Source organism: Microbispora sp. NPDC046933 (assembly GCF_040644635.1).
GTDB lineage: Bacteria > Actinomycetota > Actinomycetes > Streptosporangiales > Streptosporangiaceae > Microbispora.
Map to the genome: position 1 here is coordinate 88,038 of NZ_JBEYWW010000031.1, position 17,920 is coordinate 105,957.

The following is a 17,920-nucleotide window of genomic DNA, read 5'->3' on the forward strand; positions in this document are numbered from 1 at the left end:
CGTGTCCGGAGAGGTTGGCTGTGGACGAAAGGCCCTGCCGTCCCAGCGGAGTAGGAACGCCTGGGGGTCGCGGTCGTCGCCGTGTCGCGCACTACGGGTGACGGATGCGGTCAGCTGCGCGTGATCATCGAGATGGCCGCCGGAGGTTACGCTTGGCGCTGTGGCGAAGTTGAGTGCGGCGCAGTTGGACGTGCTGGTCGAGCAGGCCACCGCGGACGCCTATGACGGCGACGAGCGGCTCTCCGGATTCCACGTCATGATCGAGGACAATCTGTCCGGACGACCGTCCTGGGTGTGGAAGTCACCGTCGAGAAGGTCGAGTTGCGCGTGGGGAGGGGCCTCGTTGCGATCTGTGTGCGGGGACGGCACCGGCAGGCGATCGGCCTCCTCGATCTTCCGCTGCCGAATCCGCCGCCCGAGGGCTCCGAGTGGATCGAGGCTTACCGGTACGGGTGTCCCTGACGATGAGTGAGTACCAGTACTACGAGTTCGGCCCAGCCGGGCGGATCAAAGGTCGGGATAGCTCGGCGCTCGGCCGGTTCTGGGCGGAGGCGCTTGGTTGGGGTGTTTTCAGCGCCCCCGTCGCCGTCTGCGTCTGTGTGGTCACCGTCCCGGACCCCGGGACGGTGAAGTACCGCGTGCACCTCGATCTCGCCACCACCTCTGCGGCCCATCAGGCGGAACTGGTCGCGCGTCTGAAGGAGCTCGGTGCGACGCCCGCCGATGTGGGCCAGGGCGACGTCCCGTGGACGGTCCTGGCCGACCCGGAGGGCAACGTGTTCTGCGTGCTGGAGCCTCGGGAGATCTACCGGGACACCGGGCCGATCGCCGCGGTGGTGGTCGACTGCGCCGACCCCCGGGCCATGGCCCGGTTCTGGGGCGAGGCGATCGACTGGACCCTGCACGAGGTGACCGACGATCACGCGCGGCTGCGCTCAGCCAAGGGTGTCGGGCCGTATCTCGAGTTCCTCCGCACGCCCGACGTGACCGTGTGGAACCGCGTCCATCTCGACCTGCTGCCGTACCGCGGTGACGATCAAGCGGCGGAGGTGGCCCGGCTGCGGACCCTCGGCGCGACGCTCGCCGACGTCGGGCAGGGCGACGTCCCGTGGATCGTCCTCGCCGACCCGGAGGGCAACGAGTTCTGCGTCCTCGCTCCCGCCTGACGCGGAGTCCAGGGTCGCCTACTTACCGCGCCTTCGCGCTGCGGCACCAGACTGTGGCCGGAGCGGGAACGGCTGGGGGATCACGGTCGTCGCCGCGGTGTCGCACACGGCGGGTGATGGATTGCGATCAGCCACGGAAACTGACGCGGGCTTCGACGCTCAGCCTTCGTCCGGATACAACCGCTGGTGGAGCCGGTGCAGATCTGGTCGGTGCCACGCAGGGGGCACCAAACAGATCTGCGCTACGGGCATCCACCTCATCTCGGGGCGAAGGGTGCCCGTTTTGCGTCCTAGGGGATCGTTTGCCTGGCTGTCATCGGAGGCCGAGGCCATAGGCGGGCCGGTCTGCTCGCGATCAATCCTGAACGGGCTCCTCGAACGCGAGTCTGCCGCAGCTGAGGCCGATGATGCGGTGGCAGGTGGACGACCCAACGCCGACGCGGTCGCGCAGGCCGGGGTCATCGCCAAGATGAAGTCCTCCAGGGCGAAGTCCGCTCGCAGGCCACCCGCCTCCTTCGCATGCCGGATGAGTTGGAGCAGCAGCCGGATCGTACGGTCGCACAAGCTGAGCGAGAGCCGTCAGGCACGCGGGAAGATCGTGCTGGTGACCTGAATCGCGGCAGCCAGACCTCCCATGGCATGCCACCTTGGATGCTCCGGCTGGCGGAGCGTTGATCTGTAGTCCCGCAGATGGCGGGTGGCCCGGACGGCCCATCCCAAGGGAATCAGTCTCGTCTATGTGTGCCATCAGGGATTGATGACCCCCGTATGCGTTGACTTCCGTCGATTTCATTCATAAATATGTGCAGGCAGTCCCGTGGTCGGGGTCACGGGTACCCTCTGGAGGTCTGGTGGTCAATCGCATGCGTGCCGGCATCGTCGGCGTCGGTTTCATGGGAACAGTGCACGCGCGGGCCATCCGGCGCGCGGGCGGTGTGGTGGTCCGGGCCGTCGGCTCGACCCCTGAGTCTTCCCGGAACGCCGCCGAGCACCTCCGTCCGGAAGTCTCCACGGAAACGGTCGAGGAACTGCTGAGTGCCGACGACATCGACGTCGTGCACATCTGCACACCGAACGCGACCCACGCACGGCTGGCGCGGGCGGCCATCGCCGCCGGCAAGCACGTCGTGTGCGAGAAGCCGCTCGCGGTGAACCCGTACGAGGCTGAGGAACTGGTGCGGCTCGCCGTCGATGCCGGCGTCACGGCCACCGTCCCGTTCGTCTACCGCTTCTACCCGACGGTCCGGGAGGCTCGCGCCCGCGTCGCGAACGGCACTACCGGGCCCGTACGCCTGCTGCACGGCTCGTACCTTCAGGACTGGCTCGCCGAGGACAGCGACGACAACTGGCGGGTGGACTCCGCGGCCGGCGGGCCATCCCGAGCCTTCGCCGACATCGGCGTCCACTGGTGCGACCTGGTGGAGTTCGTCAGCGGGCACCGCATCGTGCGCGTGGCGGCCCAGACGATGATCGCGGTGCCTGCCCGCGGCGGGCGGAGGGTGGAGACCGAGGACGCGGCAGTCGTGCTTTTCGAGACCGACGGGGGAGCGGTAGGCAATGTCACCGTCAGCCAGGTCACCCCGGGCAGGAAGAACCGGCTGTGGTTCTCCGTGGACGGTGCGAAGGAGAGCCTGACTATCGACCAGGAGAATCCCGAGACGCTGTGGATCGGCGGCCGTGAGATCAACCGGCAACTGCTGCGCGGCACCAGCGAGTCCCTGGTGGCCGCGCGGTACACCGCCGTACCCGCCGGACATCCGCAGGGCTACCAGGACTGCTTCGACGCCTTCGTCGCGGATGCCTACGCAGCAGTGGACGGTGTCGAGCCGGATGGCCTACCAACCTTCGCCGACGGATTGCGCGCGGCACGGTTGACCGCCGCGGTCCTGGAGGCCGCGCAGAAGCAGACGTGGGTGGAGGTGGCTCCGTGCTGAGTGGACGATTGACGGTCGGTGACCGGGCGCCGCTGTTCGAGCTGCCCGACACCGGGGGAGCACCTGTGCGCCTCAGCCCGGAACGGTCCGTCGCGACCGTCGTTGTTTTCACCGCCAACGGCTGCCCGTTCGCCCGCGCCTGGCACGACCGAATCCAGCAGGTCGCCCGCGACTACGCGAACCGGGACGTCACGGTGCTGCAGGTGGTGAGCAACGACGAGACCGGCCATCCGGAGGACTCGAGCGCGGCCATGCGTGAGAGGGTCGCCGCCGGCGAGCTCGCCGGCTCCTTCCTGCGAGACTCCGACCAGTGGGTAGCCCAGGCGTATGGCGCGACGGCGACCCCCGAGATCTTCGTGATCGACCGTATGGGCCTCGTCCGCTACCACGGCGCACCTGACGGCGACCACGACGACCCGGCTCAGAACGCCGCGTGGCTGCGTGAGGCGCTCGACGACGTCCTGTCCGGCCGCGAGGTGGCCCGGCCGCTGACCTCTCCGGCGGGCTGTTCCATCAAGTGGCGGGTGGAGCTGCTGTGGTGGGACGGCTGCCCGACGCACGAGCGCGCCGCCGAACTGCTCCGGGGGACGCTCCGCGAACTTGGCCGGGGCGACGTGCACGTCGTCGAGCGGCAGGTGACCTCGCGTGAGGAGGCGGAGCGGCTCGGGTTTCCCGGCTCGCCCACCTTCCAGGTGGGGCGGCGTGACCTCTTTCCCAGCGACGCCCCGCCCGCCCTCACCTGTCGCGTCTACGAGCGGACCGACGGGCGTCCCTCGCCGCTGCCGGATCCCGCCGAGCTGGCCGCACGGCTGCGCGGCGTACTGGCCCGTCCGTGGGACCTCCCGGGCTGGGTCGATCCGCGCAAGCCCTCAGATCAGTAGAAGTTGTCATGGCATGCCGCGCATGTACCGGGAGAGCGGCCACCACCTCTGGATTCAGATCGACCGCCGAGGAGGCGTACGTATGAGCGCTCACCCGACCGTTCTGATCGTCGGCAGCGGCCCGACGGGGGCGACCTACGCGCGGGTGCTGCTGGAGCAGGTCCCGTCGGCGACCGTTCTCATGGTCGAGGCCGGTCCGCTGATCACCTCGCCGCCGGGAATGAACGTGAAGAACATCCCCTCCCCCGAGGAGCAGGCGGCCGCGCGGCTGGCTTCGCAGGGGCGGGCCGGCGAGGCGGGCGTGTCGGGTATCCCGGGTGGTGTCGTCGTGGAGGGGACGATCACCGCGCGGCAGGGCACGCACCTCATCGGCCGTGCGGCCGAGGGCTCGCCCGGAATGCCGGCGGCGGCCGTCGCCACCTGTGTGGGAGGCCAGGGGGCGCATTGGACCTGCGCGACGCCCAGGCCCGCGGGAAGTGAGCGAATCACCTTCGTCGATGAGGCCGAGTGGGACGAGCACGTCGCTACCGCGGAGGGGCTGCTGCACGTCGACAAGGCCGCCTTCGGCGACTCGCCTCAGGCCGCGGCGATCCTCGAGCGTGTCCGCGAGGAGTTCGCACCCGATGGGATCGCGGTCCGCCCGCTGCCGGTGGCGGCGGATCCTCGGCCTGACGGAACCCTGCGGTGGAGCGGCACCGACGTCGTCCTCTGCCCCGTCCTCGACGACCCGCGTTTCACGTTGCGGCCGGAAACCCTGTGCGTACGGCTGGTCCGCGATGGCGACCGTGTCGTCGGCGCCGTTCTCCGGGACCTGAGCAGCGGCGTCGAGGAGGAGGTGCGCGCCGACGCCGTCGTGGTGGCGGCCGACGCGATCCGCACCCCCCAGCTGTTGTGGGCGTCGGGCATCCGGCCGGCGGCCCTGGGGCGCTATCTCACCGAGCATCCTTTGGTCTTCGGCGTGGTGGCGGTCCGAGAAGGACTCCTGCCGTCGCAGCAGGGGGTTGCCACACCGGTGGACCCGATCCGCGCCGTCGTCTCCATCGGCTACGACGAGGAACGGCACCCGTACCACGCACAGCTGATGTATTCGCCCGTCTGTCCGATGCCGTTGCCTGAGGACAGCCCGCATCGTGACAACCCCGCGGGCTACGTGGGCATGGGCTGGGGGGTGCGCAAGTGGCCGCGGCCCGAGGACCGGCTCTTCTTCGACGATGAGCAGCCCGACGAGAACGGACTGCCGAGCATCCGCATCGCCTACGAGCTCACCGAGCGCGAGCACGCGGAGCTCGAGCGGGCCCGCGCCCATCAGGCACGCGCCGCGGCGGCTCTGGGCGAGTTCGTGACGGGGACGCCGGTGCTGATGCCCGCCGGCAGCTCCCTTCATTACATGGGCACCGTGCGCATGGGCCCCGCCGACGACGGCACGTGCGTGTGCGACCCCTGGTCGCGGGTGTGGGGCCTGTCCGGGCTGGTGCTGGCGGGCAACGGCCTCATTCCGACAGCGAACTCCTGCAACCCGACGTTGACCAGTGTCGCCCTGGCTGTCCGCGGCGCCCGGGCGCTCGCGGCCGAGCTGCGGGATGCCCGCGCGTCGGGGCGCGGCCGTGAGCACATCGGAGCACTGACAGGTGCCTGCCGGGCCGAGCGTACGGCAGCTGACGGGTGATTGTGCATGTTTCCCGCTAAACTAGAGCGACGGTCGGGGTCGTCTCATTTGAAGAGCGTGCCCGTCGGCTCGGCGCAGCGCCGCTAGCCGCGCACCCTGCCGCCGTCGGTGACCCCTCCCGTGGGTCGAGAAGGTGACTTCTCCCTGTGAATCCTCATCTCGGGGCGGCGAACGGCCGTCCGGCCCGGCTGCGCCTGCTCTTCGTCGCGCAGATCGTCATCACCCTGCTCACAGCGCTCGACCAGACCATCGTCGCGACCGCGTTGCCCACCATCGTCGCCGACCTGGGCGGAGAACGGCAGACGGCATGGGTCTTCACCGGCTACACGCTCGCGATGACCCTGGCGATGCCCGTCTTCGGACGTCTCGGCGACCTCCGCGGCCGCCGAGCGCTCTATCTCGGCTGCGTCGCCGCTTTCGTGCTCGCCTCCGTTCTGTGCGGCTTCGCGGCCGGCTTCTTCTCTCTGATCGCACTGCGGTTCGCCCAAGGGATCGGCGGGGGCGGAATCCTGGTGCTGGGCCAGGCGGTCGTCGCCGACGCCGTCTCCGCCCGGGATCGGGGCCGGTTCCTCGCGCCGATCGGCGCGGTTTTCGCGGTCGCGAGCGTCGTGGCACCGCTGCTCGGCGGGGCGCTGACCGACACGGTGGGCTGGCGCTGGATCTTCTGGGTCAACGCGCCACTGGGCGGGGTCGCTCTCCTCCTGGCCTTCCGGTCCGTCCCCCGGGTCGTTCCAGGGCGAACGGGGGAAACGTTCGACATCGTCGGAGCGGGCCTGCTGGCCGTCTGGGCCACCGGTGTCGTCCTCGTCGCCGCATGGGGCGGATCCGTCTACCCGTGGTCGTCCCCGGTCATCCTGAGTACGGCCGGTCTCGTGCTTGTGGCCTTCGGGTTGTTCGTCCACCGGTGCCGCCGGCATCCGCACCCGATCATCCCGATCTCGATCTTCCGCAACCGGACCGTCGTGATCAGCGGCGTGCTGGCGTTCGTCGTCGGCGCCGGTGTCTTCGGCCTGGTCGGTTACCTGCCCGGCGTGATGCAGGCGGCGTTCGGCCTGTCCGCCACGCCTGCCGGAACGCTGATACTGCCCCTGGTTCTCGGTCTCATGACGACGAGCCTGCTGGCCGGACACCGGATGGCGCGCACCGGTCGCTACCGCGAGTTTCCGCTGCTCGGCTGTACGATCGCCGCCGCCGGCATGCTGGGTCTGGCCGCCGTCCGGACAAGCACCCCTGTTCTCCTCGTCGCGGTCTGGATCGGGGTGGTCGGCCTCGGCGTCGGCTGCTTCATGCAGATCAGTACCGTGGCGGTGCAGGACGCCGTCCCGGATCGGGTCGTCGGCACCGCGACCTCCACCGTCGCCCTCGTCCGGGAGATCGGGGTGTCCATCGGAGCGGCCGCGCTGGGCGGCCTGCTGAGTGCCCGCCTCCTGAGCGGCCTGGGCGATCGGCAATACCTGGCGGGGCTGTCGCCGGTGCAACTGCGGACACTGTCTCCTGCTCTGAGACATGCCTATGCCGAGACCTACCTGGCGGCCCTCACGCCCCTGCTCCTGGGGCTGGTGCTGCTGTTCGTGGTGGCTCTCGCGGTGTCGCTGTTCCTCCCGGACCGCCGGCTGAGCGGTGGCGCTCGTACGACCGGGCAGGGAAAAGCGGTCGGCCACCAGGTCGCGTCGCACGAGGGCGGGTGACAGGGGTGATGCGATTCCCCTGGCATCGGCACGGTTGATACCCGCTATCAGCAGGTACGTGGCCGCACCGCGTTGACCAGTTATGTTGAAAATCGGCAGAATTGCCACATTCGACGGCGTGCGCTGTGATCCCCCTCTTACCGAACGGAGCGGCATGACCAGGTCCTTTCCCAACGCTGTCGACGTGGCGATCGTCGGCAGTGGGCCCACAGGCGCGGCGTACGCCCGGATCCTGAGCGAGCAGGCTCCCCAAGCCGTCGTCGCCGTTTTCGAGTCAGGGCCGGTGCTCACCGACCCGCCCGGCATGCACGTGAAGAACATCGCCGACCCCGTGGCGAGGGTCGCCGCCCAGCGCAGCTCCGAGGGGTTGCGACCGCACACGCAGAGCCCGGAGGGGCACTACCCGGACCCCGCGCGGCGGGTGGTGCGCCCGGGCACGCACCTGCTGCCTGACGGCTACCGGCAGCCGGGTGAGGACGGCCTGCCTGCGCTGGCGATGTCGACCAACGTCGGAGGCATGGGCGCCCACTGGACCGCCGCGTGCCCGCGCCCCGGAGGCGCGGAGCGCATCGCATTCCTACCGGACCTCGACGAGCTGCTCGACGAGGCCGAGCGGCTCCTCGGCGTCGACCGGCACCCGTTCGACGATGCTCCTTACGCCGATGTGGTGCGGGCGCGGCTGGGAACGGAGTTCGACCCCAGCCGGCCCGAAGAACGGCGCGTGCGGCCGATGCCCCTCGCCGTCGGGCGACGGGCGGACGGGGCCCTTGCCTGGAGCGGCTCCGATGTCGTGTTCGGTGACGCGACAAGGAACAACCCGAACTTCCTGCTGTTCGCCGACGCGCAGGTGTGCCGCGTGCTTGTCGAGGACGGCAGGGCCGTCGGAGTGATCGTCCGGGACCGGATCGGTGGCACCGAGCGAGAGGTGCGTGCGCGGTTCGTCGTCGTCGCGGCCGATGCCCTGCGCACCCCGCAGCTGCTGTACGCCTCGGGGGTGCGCCCTCCGGCGCTGGGCCGGTATCTCAACGACCAGCCACAGATGATCTTCGCCGTACGGCTCCGTGACGTCGGGCGTCAGCCGGAGGCAGGGCGCAGCCGGCGGGGGGACACCGCGATCGCCGAGGAGAGCGGCGTCTCCTGGGTCCCCTACATCGACGAAGAGCCCTTCCACGGCCAGGTCATGCAGCTCGACGCGTCCCCGATCCCGCTGCTGGATGAGGACGAGCCCGCTCCGGGCACGATCGTGGGGCTCGGCTGGTTCTGCGGAAAGGACCTGCAGGAGTCCGATCGCATCGAGTTCGACGACTCCGCGACCGACGACTACGGCATGCCGAAGCCACGGATCCACTACACGCTCACTCCGCGCGACCACGAGACTCTGGGGCGGGCCCGGGCGGCCATCCTGCGAGCCGCACGTGTGTTGGGCGACTTCATCGGTGACGAGCCGATGGTCCTGTCGCCCGGGGCGTCGCTGCACTACCAGGGCACGACCCGGATGGGCCAGGTCGACGACGGCACCTCGGTATGTGCGCCGAACAGCGAGGTGTGGGGTGTGTCCGGCCTCTACGTGGCCGGCAACAACGTCATCCCGACCCCGATCGCCTGCAACCCGACTCTCACATCGGTGGCCCTGGCGGTCGGCGGAGCCCGGGACATCGCGGCACGGCTTGCCGTCGAGACCAAGGACACGAAGGACACGGCCGCGTCGACGGCCACGATCGGAGGGTGGTGACCGTGCTGGAGGTTCCCATGATCCAGACCCGGGGGTTCCGCAACCGGGCGGCCGGAGACGGCTTCGAGGTGCGGCTGCGGCTGCCGTACTACCGGGGCCTGTGGACCAACCTGATAGAGGGCGCGACGATCACCGTTGACGGTGAGCGCTTCGCTCCCGGCGACATCGGCTGGAGCATCGGGGGTGTGCGGTACTCACCGGCCGAGTTGCGCGCCTCCAAGACCGCCCGCTGGCCCGTCGACGTTCCCGCGCTCCTCTCGGTCCCGCGCCCACAGCCGCTGTCGATCGGCTTCCACACCGTGGCCGCTGAACTGCGGCTGCGGATGTCGTACATCCCGGAGGAGCTCCAGCCGACGGTCTGGAGCGAGGAACGCAGGTTGGTGATCACGCGATGACGGAGCCCCGCTTCGAGTACGGCGTCTCGCTCTACAGCTACACGGGCGAGTACGGCGTGACGATGACGCTGGACGACTGTGTCGAGGATGTGGCCGACCTCGGCGCGACCGGTTTGGAGATCCTCGGCGAGGCCCACGTTCAGGACTACCCGAACCCGCCCGCGGCCTGGATCGACGCGTGGTTCGCCCGGCTCGAGCGGTACGGCCTCACGCCGACGTGCTACGGCTCCTGGGTGGACACCCGCCGGTTCGGGGGCCGTCCCATGACCGTGGACGAGGCCGTCTGGCAATTGGAGACCGACATCCGGCTGGCCGCGACGCTCGGCTTCCGCTTCGTACGCCCCAAGCTCGGGGTCGTCACCTCGGACCTGGAACCCGATCCGGTCTGGGAGCCCGCCACCGAGCGGGTGCTCGACCTCGCGGCGGAGAAGGGGATCGTCATCTGCCCGGAAATCCACTGGCCGTCCGTCATCAGGTCGAAGGTGGTCGACGACTACCTCGCCTTCATCGAGCGCACCGGCACCGAGCACTTCGGGCTGCTGATGGACACCGGTGTCTTCCAGACCCGGATGCACCACCGCCGCGGAGGCGTCGCGAGCCGGCTCGGCGAAGGATCGGCGCGGCCGCCGGAGGTGCCGGTCGTTCCCGTGTCCGACCTCGAGGACGTGCTCGACCACGTCGTCCACGTGCAGGCGAAGTTCTACGAGATCGACGACGACCTGCGGGACCACTACATCCCATGGGCGGAATTCCTGGAGATCATCGTGCGCCGCGGCTGGTCGGGCTACCTCTCCAGCGAGTACGAGGGCGACTACGGCGTCGGCCGCGCGGCCGATCAGCTCCGGCGCCAGCACGCCCTCATCCGGCGTCTGGTCACCTCGGCCTGACCGGCCGCATCGCGACACGCTGGACCCCGCTCACCTGAGCGGACCCGCCAACAGCCCGACCGCGCCGTGTGACGACGACAGAGAAAGAGCAACCATCATGGCCTGGACGAAGTGGTCCTACATGGATCACTGGGTGACGGAGACGCCGCAGGGGCCGCAGCCCCCGTCGTTCAACCGCGCCTACATGGACCGCTACATCAAGCAACTGTCGGCCCTCGGCTTCAAGGGCTTCGACACCTTCTTCTTCTACCTGCCCATGCTCGAGGGCATGTACGGCTCGGTGAAGGCCTTCGAGCACTTCCTGCAGGACAACGGCTTCGAGAAGATCACCGGGATCTTCTCCGCCTATCCGTACGCGACGAAGTACACCGCGCCGCACGTCCCGGAGACCCACGACCGGATCGTCGCCGACTGCATGGCGACGGTGCGGGCCGTCGAAGGGTTGTCGGTCGAGAACTTCATCGTGATGCCATCCACCACCTACTTCCAGGTGGAGCCGGTGACGGACGAGAAGATCAAGATCATGGCCGACCTCTGGAACCGGGTCGGGCAGATGACGCTCGAACACGGCATGCGGACGACATGCCACTTCGAGTTCTGGGGTGCGATCCGCACGAGGGAACAGCTCGACCTCTTCTTCCGGTACACCGATCCCCGGTACGTCTACTTCTTCTGCGACACGGCGCAGCACACGATCGCCGGCGTGGACCCGTTGCAGATGTTCCGCGACTACCGCGACCGGTGCACCGGCTTCCACTTCAAGGACACCCACACCGTCGACGAGCACGAGGCGTACCGTACGCCTCCGGACCCGGAGCTGATGGCGCCGAACGTCACCCGCTGGTTCTACGAGATGGGCACAGAGGGCGGCCTGGTCGACTTCCCCGCGCTCATGCGTGAGATCGTGGCCTCCGGCTACGACGGCTGGCTGACGGTCGAGCACGACAAGGCCGAGCTGGGCGGGGGCAGCTACGCCGAGGCCACGTGCGTGGCCAAGTGGTACATCGACAACGTCCTCGCGGAGGCGCAGGCCGAGGCGCAGCTGGAGGCCGGGCGATGAGGGACACGCTGCGGTGGGCCTACGCCCTCAACCAGTGGAACATCCGCATGGACGTCTTCGTCCGGCACGAGGACCAGCGCCGGGCGCTCAAGACGCTGTCCGCGCTCGGGTTCGACCACATCGAGCTGGCCGCGGGCACGGGCAGGTGGGACAACCTCGGCCGTCCCGAGGTCATCGAGATCAACCACGGGAGCCCAGACGGCTTCCTGGCGTTTCTCCGTTCCTGCTCCGTGAACGGCGTTTCCAGCATGTTCTGGGACCCGGGCCAGCCGGTCGAGGAGGAGGGCTGGGCGTTCCGCTCGACCCGCAACCGCGCCGATCACGCGGCGATCGTCGAGTCCGCGAAGCCGTTCGTCGACTTCCTCGCCGCGATCGGCGCCGAGCAGCTCGTCGCCCGTCCCGCCGGGTCGGCGTGGATGCAGCCTCCGCTCGGCCGCGATGACATCGCGGCCATCGGGGACGTGTGGAACAGCGTGGGGAAGGTCGCCGCGGCCGCCGGCGTAGGGCTGGCCCTGCACTACGACTGCCTGAGCGCCGTGCACACCGCTGACGAGCTACGCAGGCTGCTCGACACGACCGATCCGGAGCTCGTCGGGCTCGCGCTCGACACCGCGGAGCTGACGATCGGCGGCATCGATCCGGTGGCCTTCTACGAGGAGCGGCACGGGAGGGTCACCCACGTCCACCTCAAGGACACTCGCTACGCCGACACCGGCGAGGAGTACCGCATGCCCGGCGCCGAGACCACGATGCTGCGCGGCGGAGCCGGCCGCCGCATCGAGCGCTGGTTCTTCGAGCTCGGCACCGAAGGCGGCCTCGTCGACGTCAAGGCGTTCGTCGGCGCTCTACGGCGGCACGGCTACCCGGGATGGGTGGTCGTCGAGAGCGACCACGGCGGCAATCCCGCCGAGCTGGCCATGCTCAACAGCTGGTATCTGCAGCACGAGTTGTCGGTGGCACGCCCATGACCGCCGACCGGCTCGCTCAGCGCAGCGAAACGCCGCAGCGGCGCATCAAGTGGAGCTACATGGACCACTGGCGTTCCAACGGCCCGGCCGGGCCTGTCGACCAGTGGCATTCCCACCGCACGATGTCGTCCTTTCTGAAGCAGATCAAGGCGGTCGGCTTCGACGCCATCGACACCTTCGACTTCCGTCTGTGGCAGATGTACGGCGACTACGGCGGCCCCGCCAAATACCAGGAAATGGTTCAGGACCACGGCCTGGAGCGGATCGTCAACATCTTCCACGCCGCCGACTACGACCTGCGCGACTACGCGCCCCACGTGCCGGAAACGCACGAGAACATACTCGAGGACTTCCGCGTGACCATGGGGCACTGGTCGAGTATCGAGCTGGACAACATCATCGTGATGCCGGCGACGCTCTACTACGACATGGAGCCCGTCACCGAGGACAAGCTCAAGATCAGCGCTGAGCTGTGGAACAGGGTCGGCGAGATCACCGCCGGCCACGGCGTGAAGCTGACCTGCCATCACGAGTTCTTCTGCGGCATCCAGAGCGAGCCGGACATCGAAGTGTTCTACTCCTACACCGACCCCAGGTACGTCTCCCTCTTCGTCGACACCGCGCAGCACTGCATCGCCTCGGTCGATCCCGTGGCCCTGTATCGGCGGCACGCGCACCGGGTGAGCGGCTTCCACTTCAAGGACACCCGCAACGTCGCGACCGGTGACGATCACCGTCATCGCCCGGACTCGGAAATCATGGCGCCGACGACGGGCAAGTGGTTCTACGAGATGGGCACTCCGCACGGCCTGGTCGACTTCGAGGCGATGATGACTGCTGTCCGGGACAACGACTACCGGGGCTGGATCAGCGTGGAGCACGACAAGGCGAACAAGGACGGCGGCGACTACTCCGAGAGCACGGCGGTCGCGCGCTGGTACGCGGTGAACGTCCTCGAGAAGATCTACCGGTAGGGGGCCGACGGTGACCGACATCAGGTGGGGTTACGCCCTGAACCAGTGGAAGCCGCAGTTCGACGACTTCGTCCGCCGGGAGGACCACGAGCGGGCGCTGAAGACACTGTCGATCGCCGGGTTCGAGGGCGTCGAGCTGACGGCCGGCACCGGGCGGTGGGAGCCGCTGGGCAACCCGCGGCAGCTGGTGGCGAACTTCGGCTCGCTCGCCGGTTTCCGTGAGTTCCTCTCGGGCTGCGGCATCGCGGCGGTGCCCAGCTGGTTCTACGATCCGCAGCAGCGGTCGATGGAGCACCTGACGCCTCCGTACTCGCCACTGGTCGCCGCGGACGTCGCCGGCAACGTGACGCGGGCCGAGTGGTTCGCCGGGGCTCTCGCGCAGCTCGGCGGATCCGTCCTCGTCGTCCGCGCCGCCCCCTCCGCCGGTGACGCAGGCCCGCTCGACGACGCGGCGCTGCGGCGGCTGGCAGACTGCTGGACGGCGGTCGGCCGGGCGACACTCGCGCACGGCGTCCGTACGGCGCTGCACGTCGACTTCCTGTCCTCGCTTCGCCGGCCGGGAGCACTCGACCGGCTCCTCGGCCTCGCGGATCCGGCCGCCGTCGGCCTGGCCGTCGACACCGGCGAGCTGACCGTCGCGGGCCTCGACCCGGCCGAGGTCATCCGCCGCCACCCCGACCGCGTCTGGCACGTCCAGTACAAGGACGCGCTCGCCATCGACACGGACGAGGAGTACCTCCAGCCGCACGCCGAGTGGTCCGTGCGGCAGCGAGGCGGTTCCCGGGAGATCCCGCGGTGGTTCGCCGAGCCCGGGGCCCACGGCGGCCTGGTCGACTTCGCCGCGGTCACGCGTGCACTGCTCGACATCCGCTACGCCGGATGGGTGGTGTTCGAGAGCGACCAGAGCCCGCATCCCGCCACGAGCGCGCTCCTCGGCGGCTACCTGCTGCAGCGCGAACTGCGCCCGATGGTGACCGCGGCGTAGCGCTGACCGGGGACGGATAAGGGGCGGGAGGGGCTTGTCCCCGCCCGCCCCTTATCCGTCCTTTCAGCTCGTCACCCCCAGACCCCGTCCATGTCTCGCAGCACCTGGTCCACGGTCTTCTGCCCGGTCAGCAGGCCCGTGATCCCGCTGCCCAGGGCGTCGTAGACCTGGCCGTTCGACCAGCCGAGATAGCCCATTTGCGCGTACTGCTTGTGCACGATGGCGTCGGAGATTCCGCTGTACTGCGGCAGCAGGTCGGCCGCCTTGACATCGCCGATCGGCAGGTCGCCCTTTTCGTTGGCGAAGGTGGTCGCCTGCGGCTGCTGAACGAACCAGCGGATGAAGTCGGCGGCGAGTTTCGGGCTCTTGGTCTTCGCGTTGGCGGCGATGCCGTCAGAGGTGGCCGCGGTGAGGTAGGTCTTCCCCGACGGCGACGGGAAGGGGATCACCAACAGTTTCACGGCGCCGTGGGCCGCCTTCATGATGTCGGAGGCGCCGCCTCCGGGAGCGAAGAACCCGAAGATGTCGCCCCGCGTCATCCCTTGCGTCAGGGCCTCATAGCCGGCTCCGGCCGCCCCGGGCTGGAAGCATCCGGCCTCGTTCAGCTTGACGACCGCGTCGAGGGCGGCGTGCCAGCCGGGGGTCTTCTCTAATGTGGTCTTTCCGGCCGCACGCTGCGCATTCCAGTCCGGGGTGGGGCCGTAGACCGTTGAGCCGGCGAGCTCCATGGCGAAGAAGGCCGTGTTGGGCGTCTGCGCGCCGGCCAGGCCGAACAGCGCCTTGCCATAGGACTTCGCCGTCGCGCACTGGGTCAGCACCTCGCTGAACGATGAGGTCGCGTCCAGGTTGACGCCGGCGGCTCGCGCGGCCTGGTCGTTGTAGATGATCCCCGCGGCATTCAGGTCGACGGGGACGGCGTACGTCTTGCCGCCCACGGTGAACAGGTCCTTGACGTTCTGCGGGATGGCGGCGGTCGTCCCCGGGTCGGTCAGCTCCAGCAGTTGGCCGGCCTTGCCCAGCTGAGCTACCGACGCGGCCTGACCGCTGCCCGAATTGACGTAAAAGACGTCAGGGCCGTTGCCGGCCTGCAGCTGGGTGGTGAGCGTGCTGTTGTAGGACGACAGGTTGATCGGGTTGACCTTGATCGTCACACCCTTGTGGGACCTCATGTACTGCTGAGCCAGGTCCTGGTAGGCGTTCTGGGTGGGGTTGGCCACTTCTATGGAGAAGGTAATCGTCTGCGGTTCGGGGCCGGAGCCGGGTGAGGCGGGGGCGCAGCCGACCAGCGAGGCCGCGGCCAGAAGCGGTGTCGCGAACGTCGGGAGGATGCGGTGGTACCGCCCTGACTGTCGGGGCACGGGTTGACCTTTCACGGACAAATTTAGTTTGGTTCAGACGTAATTTGCTGAGGGGGCCGCGGGTGGCGAGGCGCCGTCGCGGCGGGTATCGAGCGGACGGCGCCGGTCGCCGTTGTGCTCCTCGCCCATCCGCGACATCCCCTGACGTTCGGGCCTGGTGAGATGCGGGTCGGCCGGTGAGTGATGAGCCGCCCGCTGGTGAACGGGCCGCCCGGAGAGGGCAAGCCCACGCGAAGGGATTGACTTATGTGGTTTTCATGCAGAATCCTACATCTGGCGGCGTATTAACGCATCGGCTTTGCCGGGGACGTCCGCCTCGAGAACGCGCGACACCTCGCGTGCAGATGGCGGCACCCGTCTCAACCCCACTGAGAGGAACGGCGGATGAGTCTGACGATGGAAGTTCTGTACCTGGATGACACCGGGCGGAACCGGTCGCGTACGTCTTCGGCCCAGCCGAGGCGGGCGGCGGTGACGCCGCGTGCCTGACATCGGCCTGCGCCGGCTCGGCGGTGAGGACAAGCTCCGGGCGCTGATCGTCACCGGACATACCGATATCCACCACGACTGGCGGACGGTCTCGCCGATGCTCGCCGAGCTGCTGCGGGAGACCGGGCTGTTCGACGTCCGCATCACCGAGGAGTTCCGGGGGGCCGGGCCGGAGACGCTCGAGCCGTACGACCTCGTCGTCCTCAACTACTTCGGCCGCTTCGAGCCCTGGGGTCACGCACCTGAGCAGCGGTGGGGCACCCGCGCCGAGCAGGCGCTGTACGACCACGTCGCCTCCGGAAAGGGAGTCGTCGTCTACCACGCGTCCCTGCAGATGGGGGCCGGGTGGGAGGACGACTTCGAGCGGATGGCCGGCGGCGTCATGCGTGAGCACTGCAGCCGCCGCGCTCCGATACCCGACTTCCGGCTGCGTGTGGTCGCTCCGGACCACCCCGTCACGGCGGGCATGCCGGAGTTCATGCCCCACTATGACGACGACCTCTACGTCAACCTGCAGTGGGCGCCGGGTGCGGAGGTCGAGGTGCTCGTGACGGGCTGGGACAACCCGTTGCGCTACACGCAGGTGCCGGCGGAGTGGGACGCCCTGCCGGGGATGGGGCAGGAGCATGCCCTGGTGTGGACGAATCGCTACGGTCAGGGCCGGGTGTTCGCCACGGGGCTCGGTCACGGGCCGGAGGCGATCTCCCACCCGTCGTTCCGGGGGCTGTTCGCCCGGGGCGCCGAATGGGCGGCCACCGGCAAGGTGACTCTTGGCCTGCCCGCCGGTTTCGGTGAGCCGGTTCCCGGGGGCGACTGGTGGCCCACCACCCTGGAGCCGATGGTCCGCGAGATGTTCGAGCAGCGCAGGCAGGCCGCTGCCGGGACGCGTGAAGGGACGGAGCAGTGACGGCCGAGGGGCTTGAGGAGCGGCTGGCCGTCCTGGAGGCACGTCTCACGGCCGCCGAGCGGGCCGCGATCCGGGCGCAGGACCGGGGAGACGTGGAGAACGTCTTCTCGCGGTACATGCACTACCACAACGCGTTCGAGGACGAGCGGATCGTCGACGAGCTGTGGGTGCGCCGTGGCACCGAGGGAGTCCGTTCCCAGTACAACGACGACGGCGTCTACACGGACTGGGACACGATCATGGCCTACCACAAGGGCCGGCCGCACCCGGTCGGGAAGCTGATCCTGCACTACACCACGACACCGGTCATCGAGGTCGCCGCCGACGGCACGACCGCCAAGGGACTGTGGGTCATGATGGGGCTGGAATCGGGCTTGACCGAGCCGGCGGAGGCGGAGCATATCCCGCCGTTCTTCTTCGCGAAGGAAGACGTCGACGGGCGCAAGGTCTGGGCGCACTGGGTCTGGTGCAAATACGGCGTCGACTTCCTCAAACAGGACGGCCAGTGGCGCATCTGGAAGTTCCGCTGCTTCGAGGTCGCCCGCGCGCCCTATGACGAGAACTGGATCTCCTTCGCCGCCCACGAGCGCGCCGATTACGAGGCGAAGCTCGCGTACTTCGGTGAGGACGGCAAGCCGGTGTTCCTGCCGCCCGTGGACGGGCCCACCGTCACGCCTTCGCAGCCCTACCGCATCGACACAGCTCAGCACCTGTTGCCCGAGCCCCCGCAGCCCTACGCCGAATTCGAGGACACCTTCCGCTGACGGCACTGCGGTCCGCCCGGCGCCTGCTGCTGGAAATCGGTCTGGTCAGCGGCAGGCGCCGGAACT

At 69.1% G+C, this 17,920-nt stretch carries 17 protein-coding genes; 16 read left to right on the forward strand and 1 reads right to left on the reverse strand.

What is annotated here, in order from left to right; all coding sequences use genetic code 11:
- The first annotated feature begins 294 nt into the window (after nucleotides 1–294).
- From ABZ857_RS33305 to ABZ857_RS33370, 14 genes are all read left to right on the forward strand, one after another.
- Nucleotides 295–462, forward strand: coding sequence for a hypothetical protein (locus ABZ857_RS33305; RefSeq protein ID WP_357051093.1), 168 nt, complete (start codon nucleotides 295–297; stop codon nucleotides 460–462).
- Nucleotides 463–464: 2 nt separating this feature from the next.
- Entirely contained in the window at nucleotides 465–1,166 is a 702-nt protein-coding gene (locus ABZ857_RS33310; protein WP_357051096.1) for a VOC family protein, read from the forward strand.
- Between the two features lie 412 nt (nucleotides 1,167–1,578).
- The gene (locus ABZ857_RS33315) at nucleotides 1,579–1,779 is read left to right on the forward strand and encodes a hypothetical protein (protein ID WP_357051099.1); all 201 of its coding nucleotides are present in this window, start codon (nucleotides 1,579–1,581) and stop codon (nucleotides 1,777–1,779) included.
- Nucleotides 1,780–2,017: 238 nt separating this feature from the next.
- On the forward strand, nucleotides 2,018–3,100 hold the full coding sequence (locus ABZ857_RS33320; protein ID WP_357051102.1) for a Gfo/Idh/MocA family oxidoreductase: 1,083 nt from the start codon (nucleotides 2,018–2,020) through the stop codon (nucleotides 3,098–3,100).
- Nucleotides 3,094–3,981, forward strand: coding sequence for a thioredoxin family protein (locus tag ABZ857_RS33325; RefSeq protein WP_357051104.1), 888 nt, complete (start codon nucleotides 3,094–3,096; stop codon nucleotides 3,979–3,981). The genes ABZ857_RS33320 and ABZ857_RS33325 overlap by 7 nt, the downstream gene beginning before the upstream one ends.
- Nucleotides 3,982–4,063: 82 nt before the next feature.
- Complete coding sequence (locus tag ABZ857_RS33330; RefSeq protein WP_357051107.1) at nucleotides 4,064–5,647, forward strand: GMC oxidoreductase; 1,584 nt, start codon at nucleotides 4,064–4,066, stop codon at nucleotides 5,645–5,647.
- Nucleotides 5,648–5,793: 146 nt separating this feature from the next.
- Nucleotides 5,794–7,335: an MFS transporter gene (locus ABZ857_RS33335; protein ID WP_357051110.1), complete on the forward strand. Its 1,542-nt coding sequence runs from the start codon at nucleotides 5,794–5,796 to the stop codon at nucleotides 7,333–7,335.
- 154 nt (nucleotides 7,336–7,489) lie between these two features.
- Nucleotides 7,490–9,067 (forward strand): GMC oxidoreductase, encoded by a 1,578-nt coding sequence (locus ABZ857_RS33340; protein ID WP_357051113.1) that lies wholly within the window; start codon nucleotides 7,490–7,492, stop codon nucleotides 9,065–9,067.
- A 2-nt stretch (nucleotides 9,068–9,069) separates the two neighbouring features.
- Nucleotides 9,070–9,462, forward strand: a complete 393-nt coding sequence (locus ABZ857_RS33345; protein WP_357051116.1) for a DUF6379 domain-containing protein — start codon at nucleotides 9,070–9,072, stop codon at nucleotides 9,460–9,462.
- A complete protein-coding gene (locus tag ABZ857_RS33350) occupies nucleotides 9,459–10,349 on the forward strand; it encodes a TIM barrel protein (RefSeq protein ID WP_357051119.1) in 891 nt (296 codons plus the stop codon). Before ABZ857_RS33345 ends, ABZ857_RS33350 begins: the two co-directional genes overlap by 4 nt.
- A gap of 97 nt (nucleotides 10,350–10,446) precedes the next feature.
- Nucleotides 10,447–11,409: a sugar phosphate isomerase/epimerase gene (locus ABZ857_RS33355; protein WP_357051122.1), complete on the forward strand. Its 963-nt coding sequence runs from the start codon at nucleotides 10,447–10,449 to the stop codon at nucleotides 11,407–11,409.
- On the forward strand, nucleotides 11,406–12,377 hold the full coding sequence (locus ABZ857_RS33360; RefSeq protein ID WP_357051125.1) for a sugar phosphate isomerase/epimerase: 972 nt from the start codon (nucleotides 11,406–11,408) through the stop codon (nucleotides 12,375–12,377). Before ABZ857_RS33355 ends, ABZ857_RS33360 begins: the two co-directional genes overlap by 4 nt.
- A complete protein-coding gene (locus tag ABZ857_RS33365) occupies nucleotides 12,374–13,351 on the forward strand; it encodes a TIM barrel protein (protein ID WP_357051128.1) in 978 nt (325 codons plus the stop codon). The genes ABZ857_RS33360 and ABZ857_RS33365 overlap by 4 nt, the downstream gene beginning before the upstream one ends.
- A 10-nt stretch (nucleotides 13,352–13,361) precedes the next feature.
- Nucleotides 13,362–14,336, forward strand: coding sequence for a sugar phosphate isomerase/epimerase (locus ABZ857_RS33370; protein ID WP_357051131.1), 975 nt, complete (start codon nucleotides 13,362–13,364; stop codon nucleotides 14,334–14,336).
- Between the two features lie 71 nt (nucleotides 14,337–14,407).
- Here ABZ857_RS33370 and ABZ857_RS33375 read toward each other — a convergent pair whose 3' ends face one another.
- The gene (locus ABZ857_RS33375; RefSeq protein WP_357051133.1) at nucleotides 14,408–15,694 is read right to left on the reverse strand and encodes an extracellular solute-binding protein; all 1,287 of its coding nucleotides are present in this window, start codon (nucleotides 15,692–15,694) and stop codon (nucleotides 14,408–14,410) included.
- 481 nt (nucleotides 15,695–16,175) lie between these two features.
- Between ABZ857_RS33375 and ABZ857_RS33380 the strand changes: the two genes are divergently transcribed.
- Both ABZ857_RS33380 and ABZ857_RS33385 read left to right on the forward strand, forming a co-directional pair.
- Nucleotides 16,176–17,090: a ThuA domain-containing protein gene (locus tag ABZ857_RS33380; protein ID WP_357051136.1), complete on the forward strand. Its 915-nt coding sequence runs from the start codon at nucleotides 16,176–16,178 to the stop codon at nucleotides 17,088–17,090.
- Nucleotides 17,087–17,854 carry a nuclear transport factor 2 family protein gene (locus tag ABZ857_RS33385; RefSeq protein WP_357051139.1) on the forward strand — a complete coding sequence of 256 codons (768 nt, stop codon included), beginning with the start codon at nucleotides 17,087–17,089 and terminating at the stop codon, nucleotides 17,852–17,854. Before ABZ857_RS33380 ends, ABZ857_RS33385 begins: the two co-directional genes overlap by 4 nt.
- The last annotated feature ends 66 nt before the right edge of the window (nucleotides 17,855–17,920 follow it).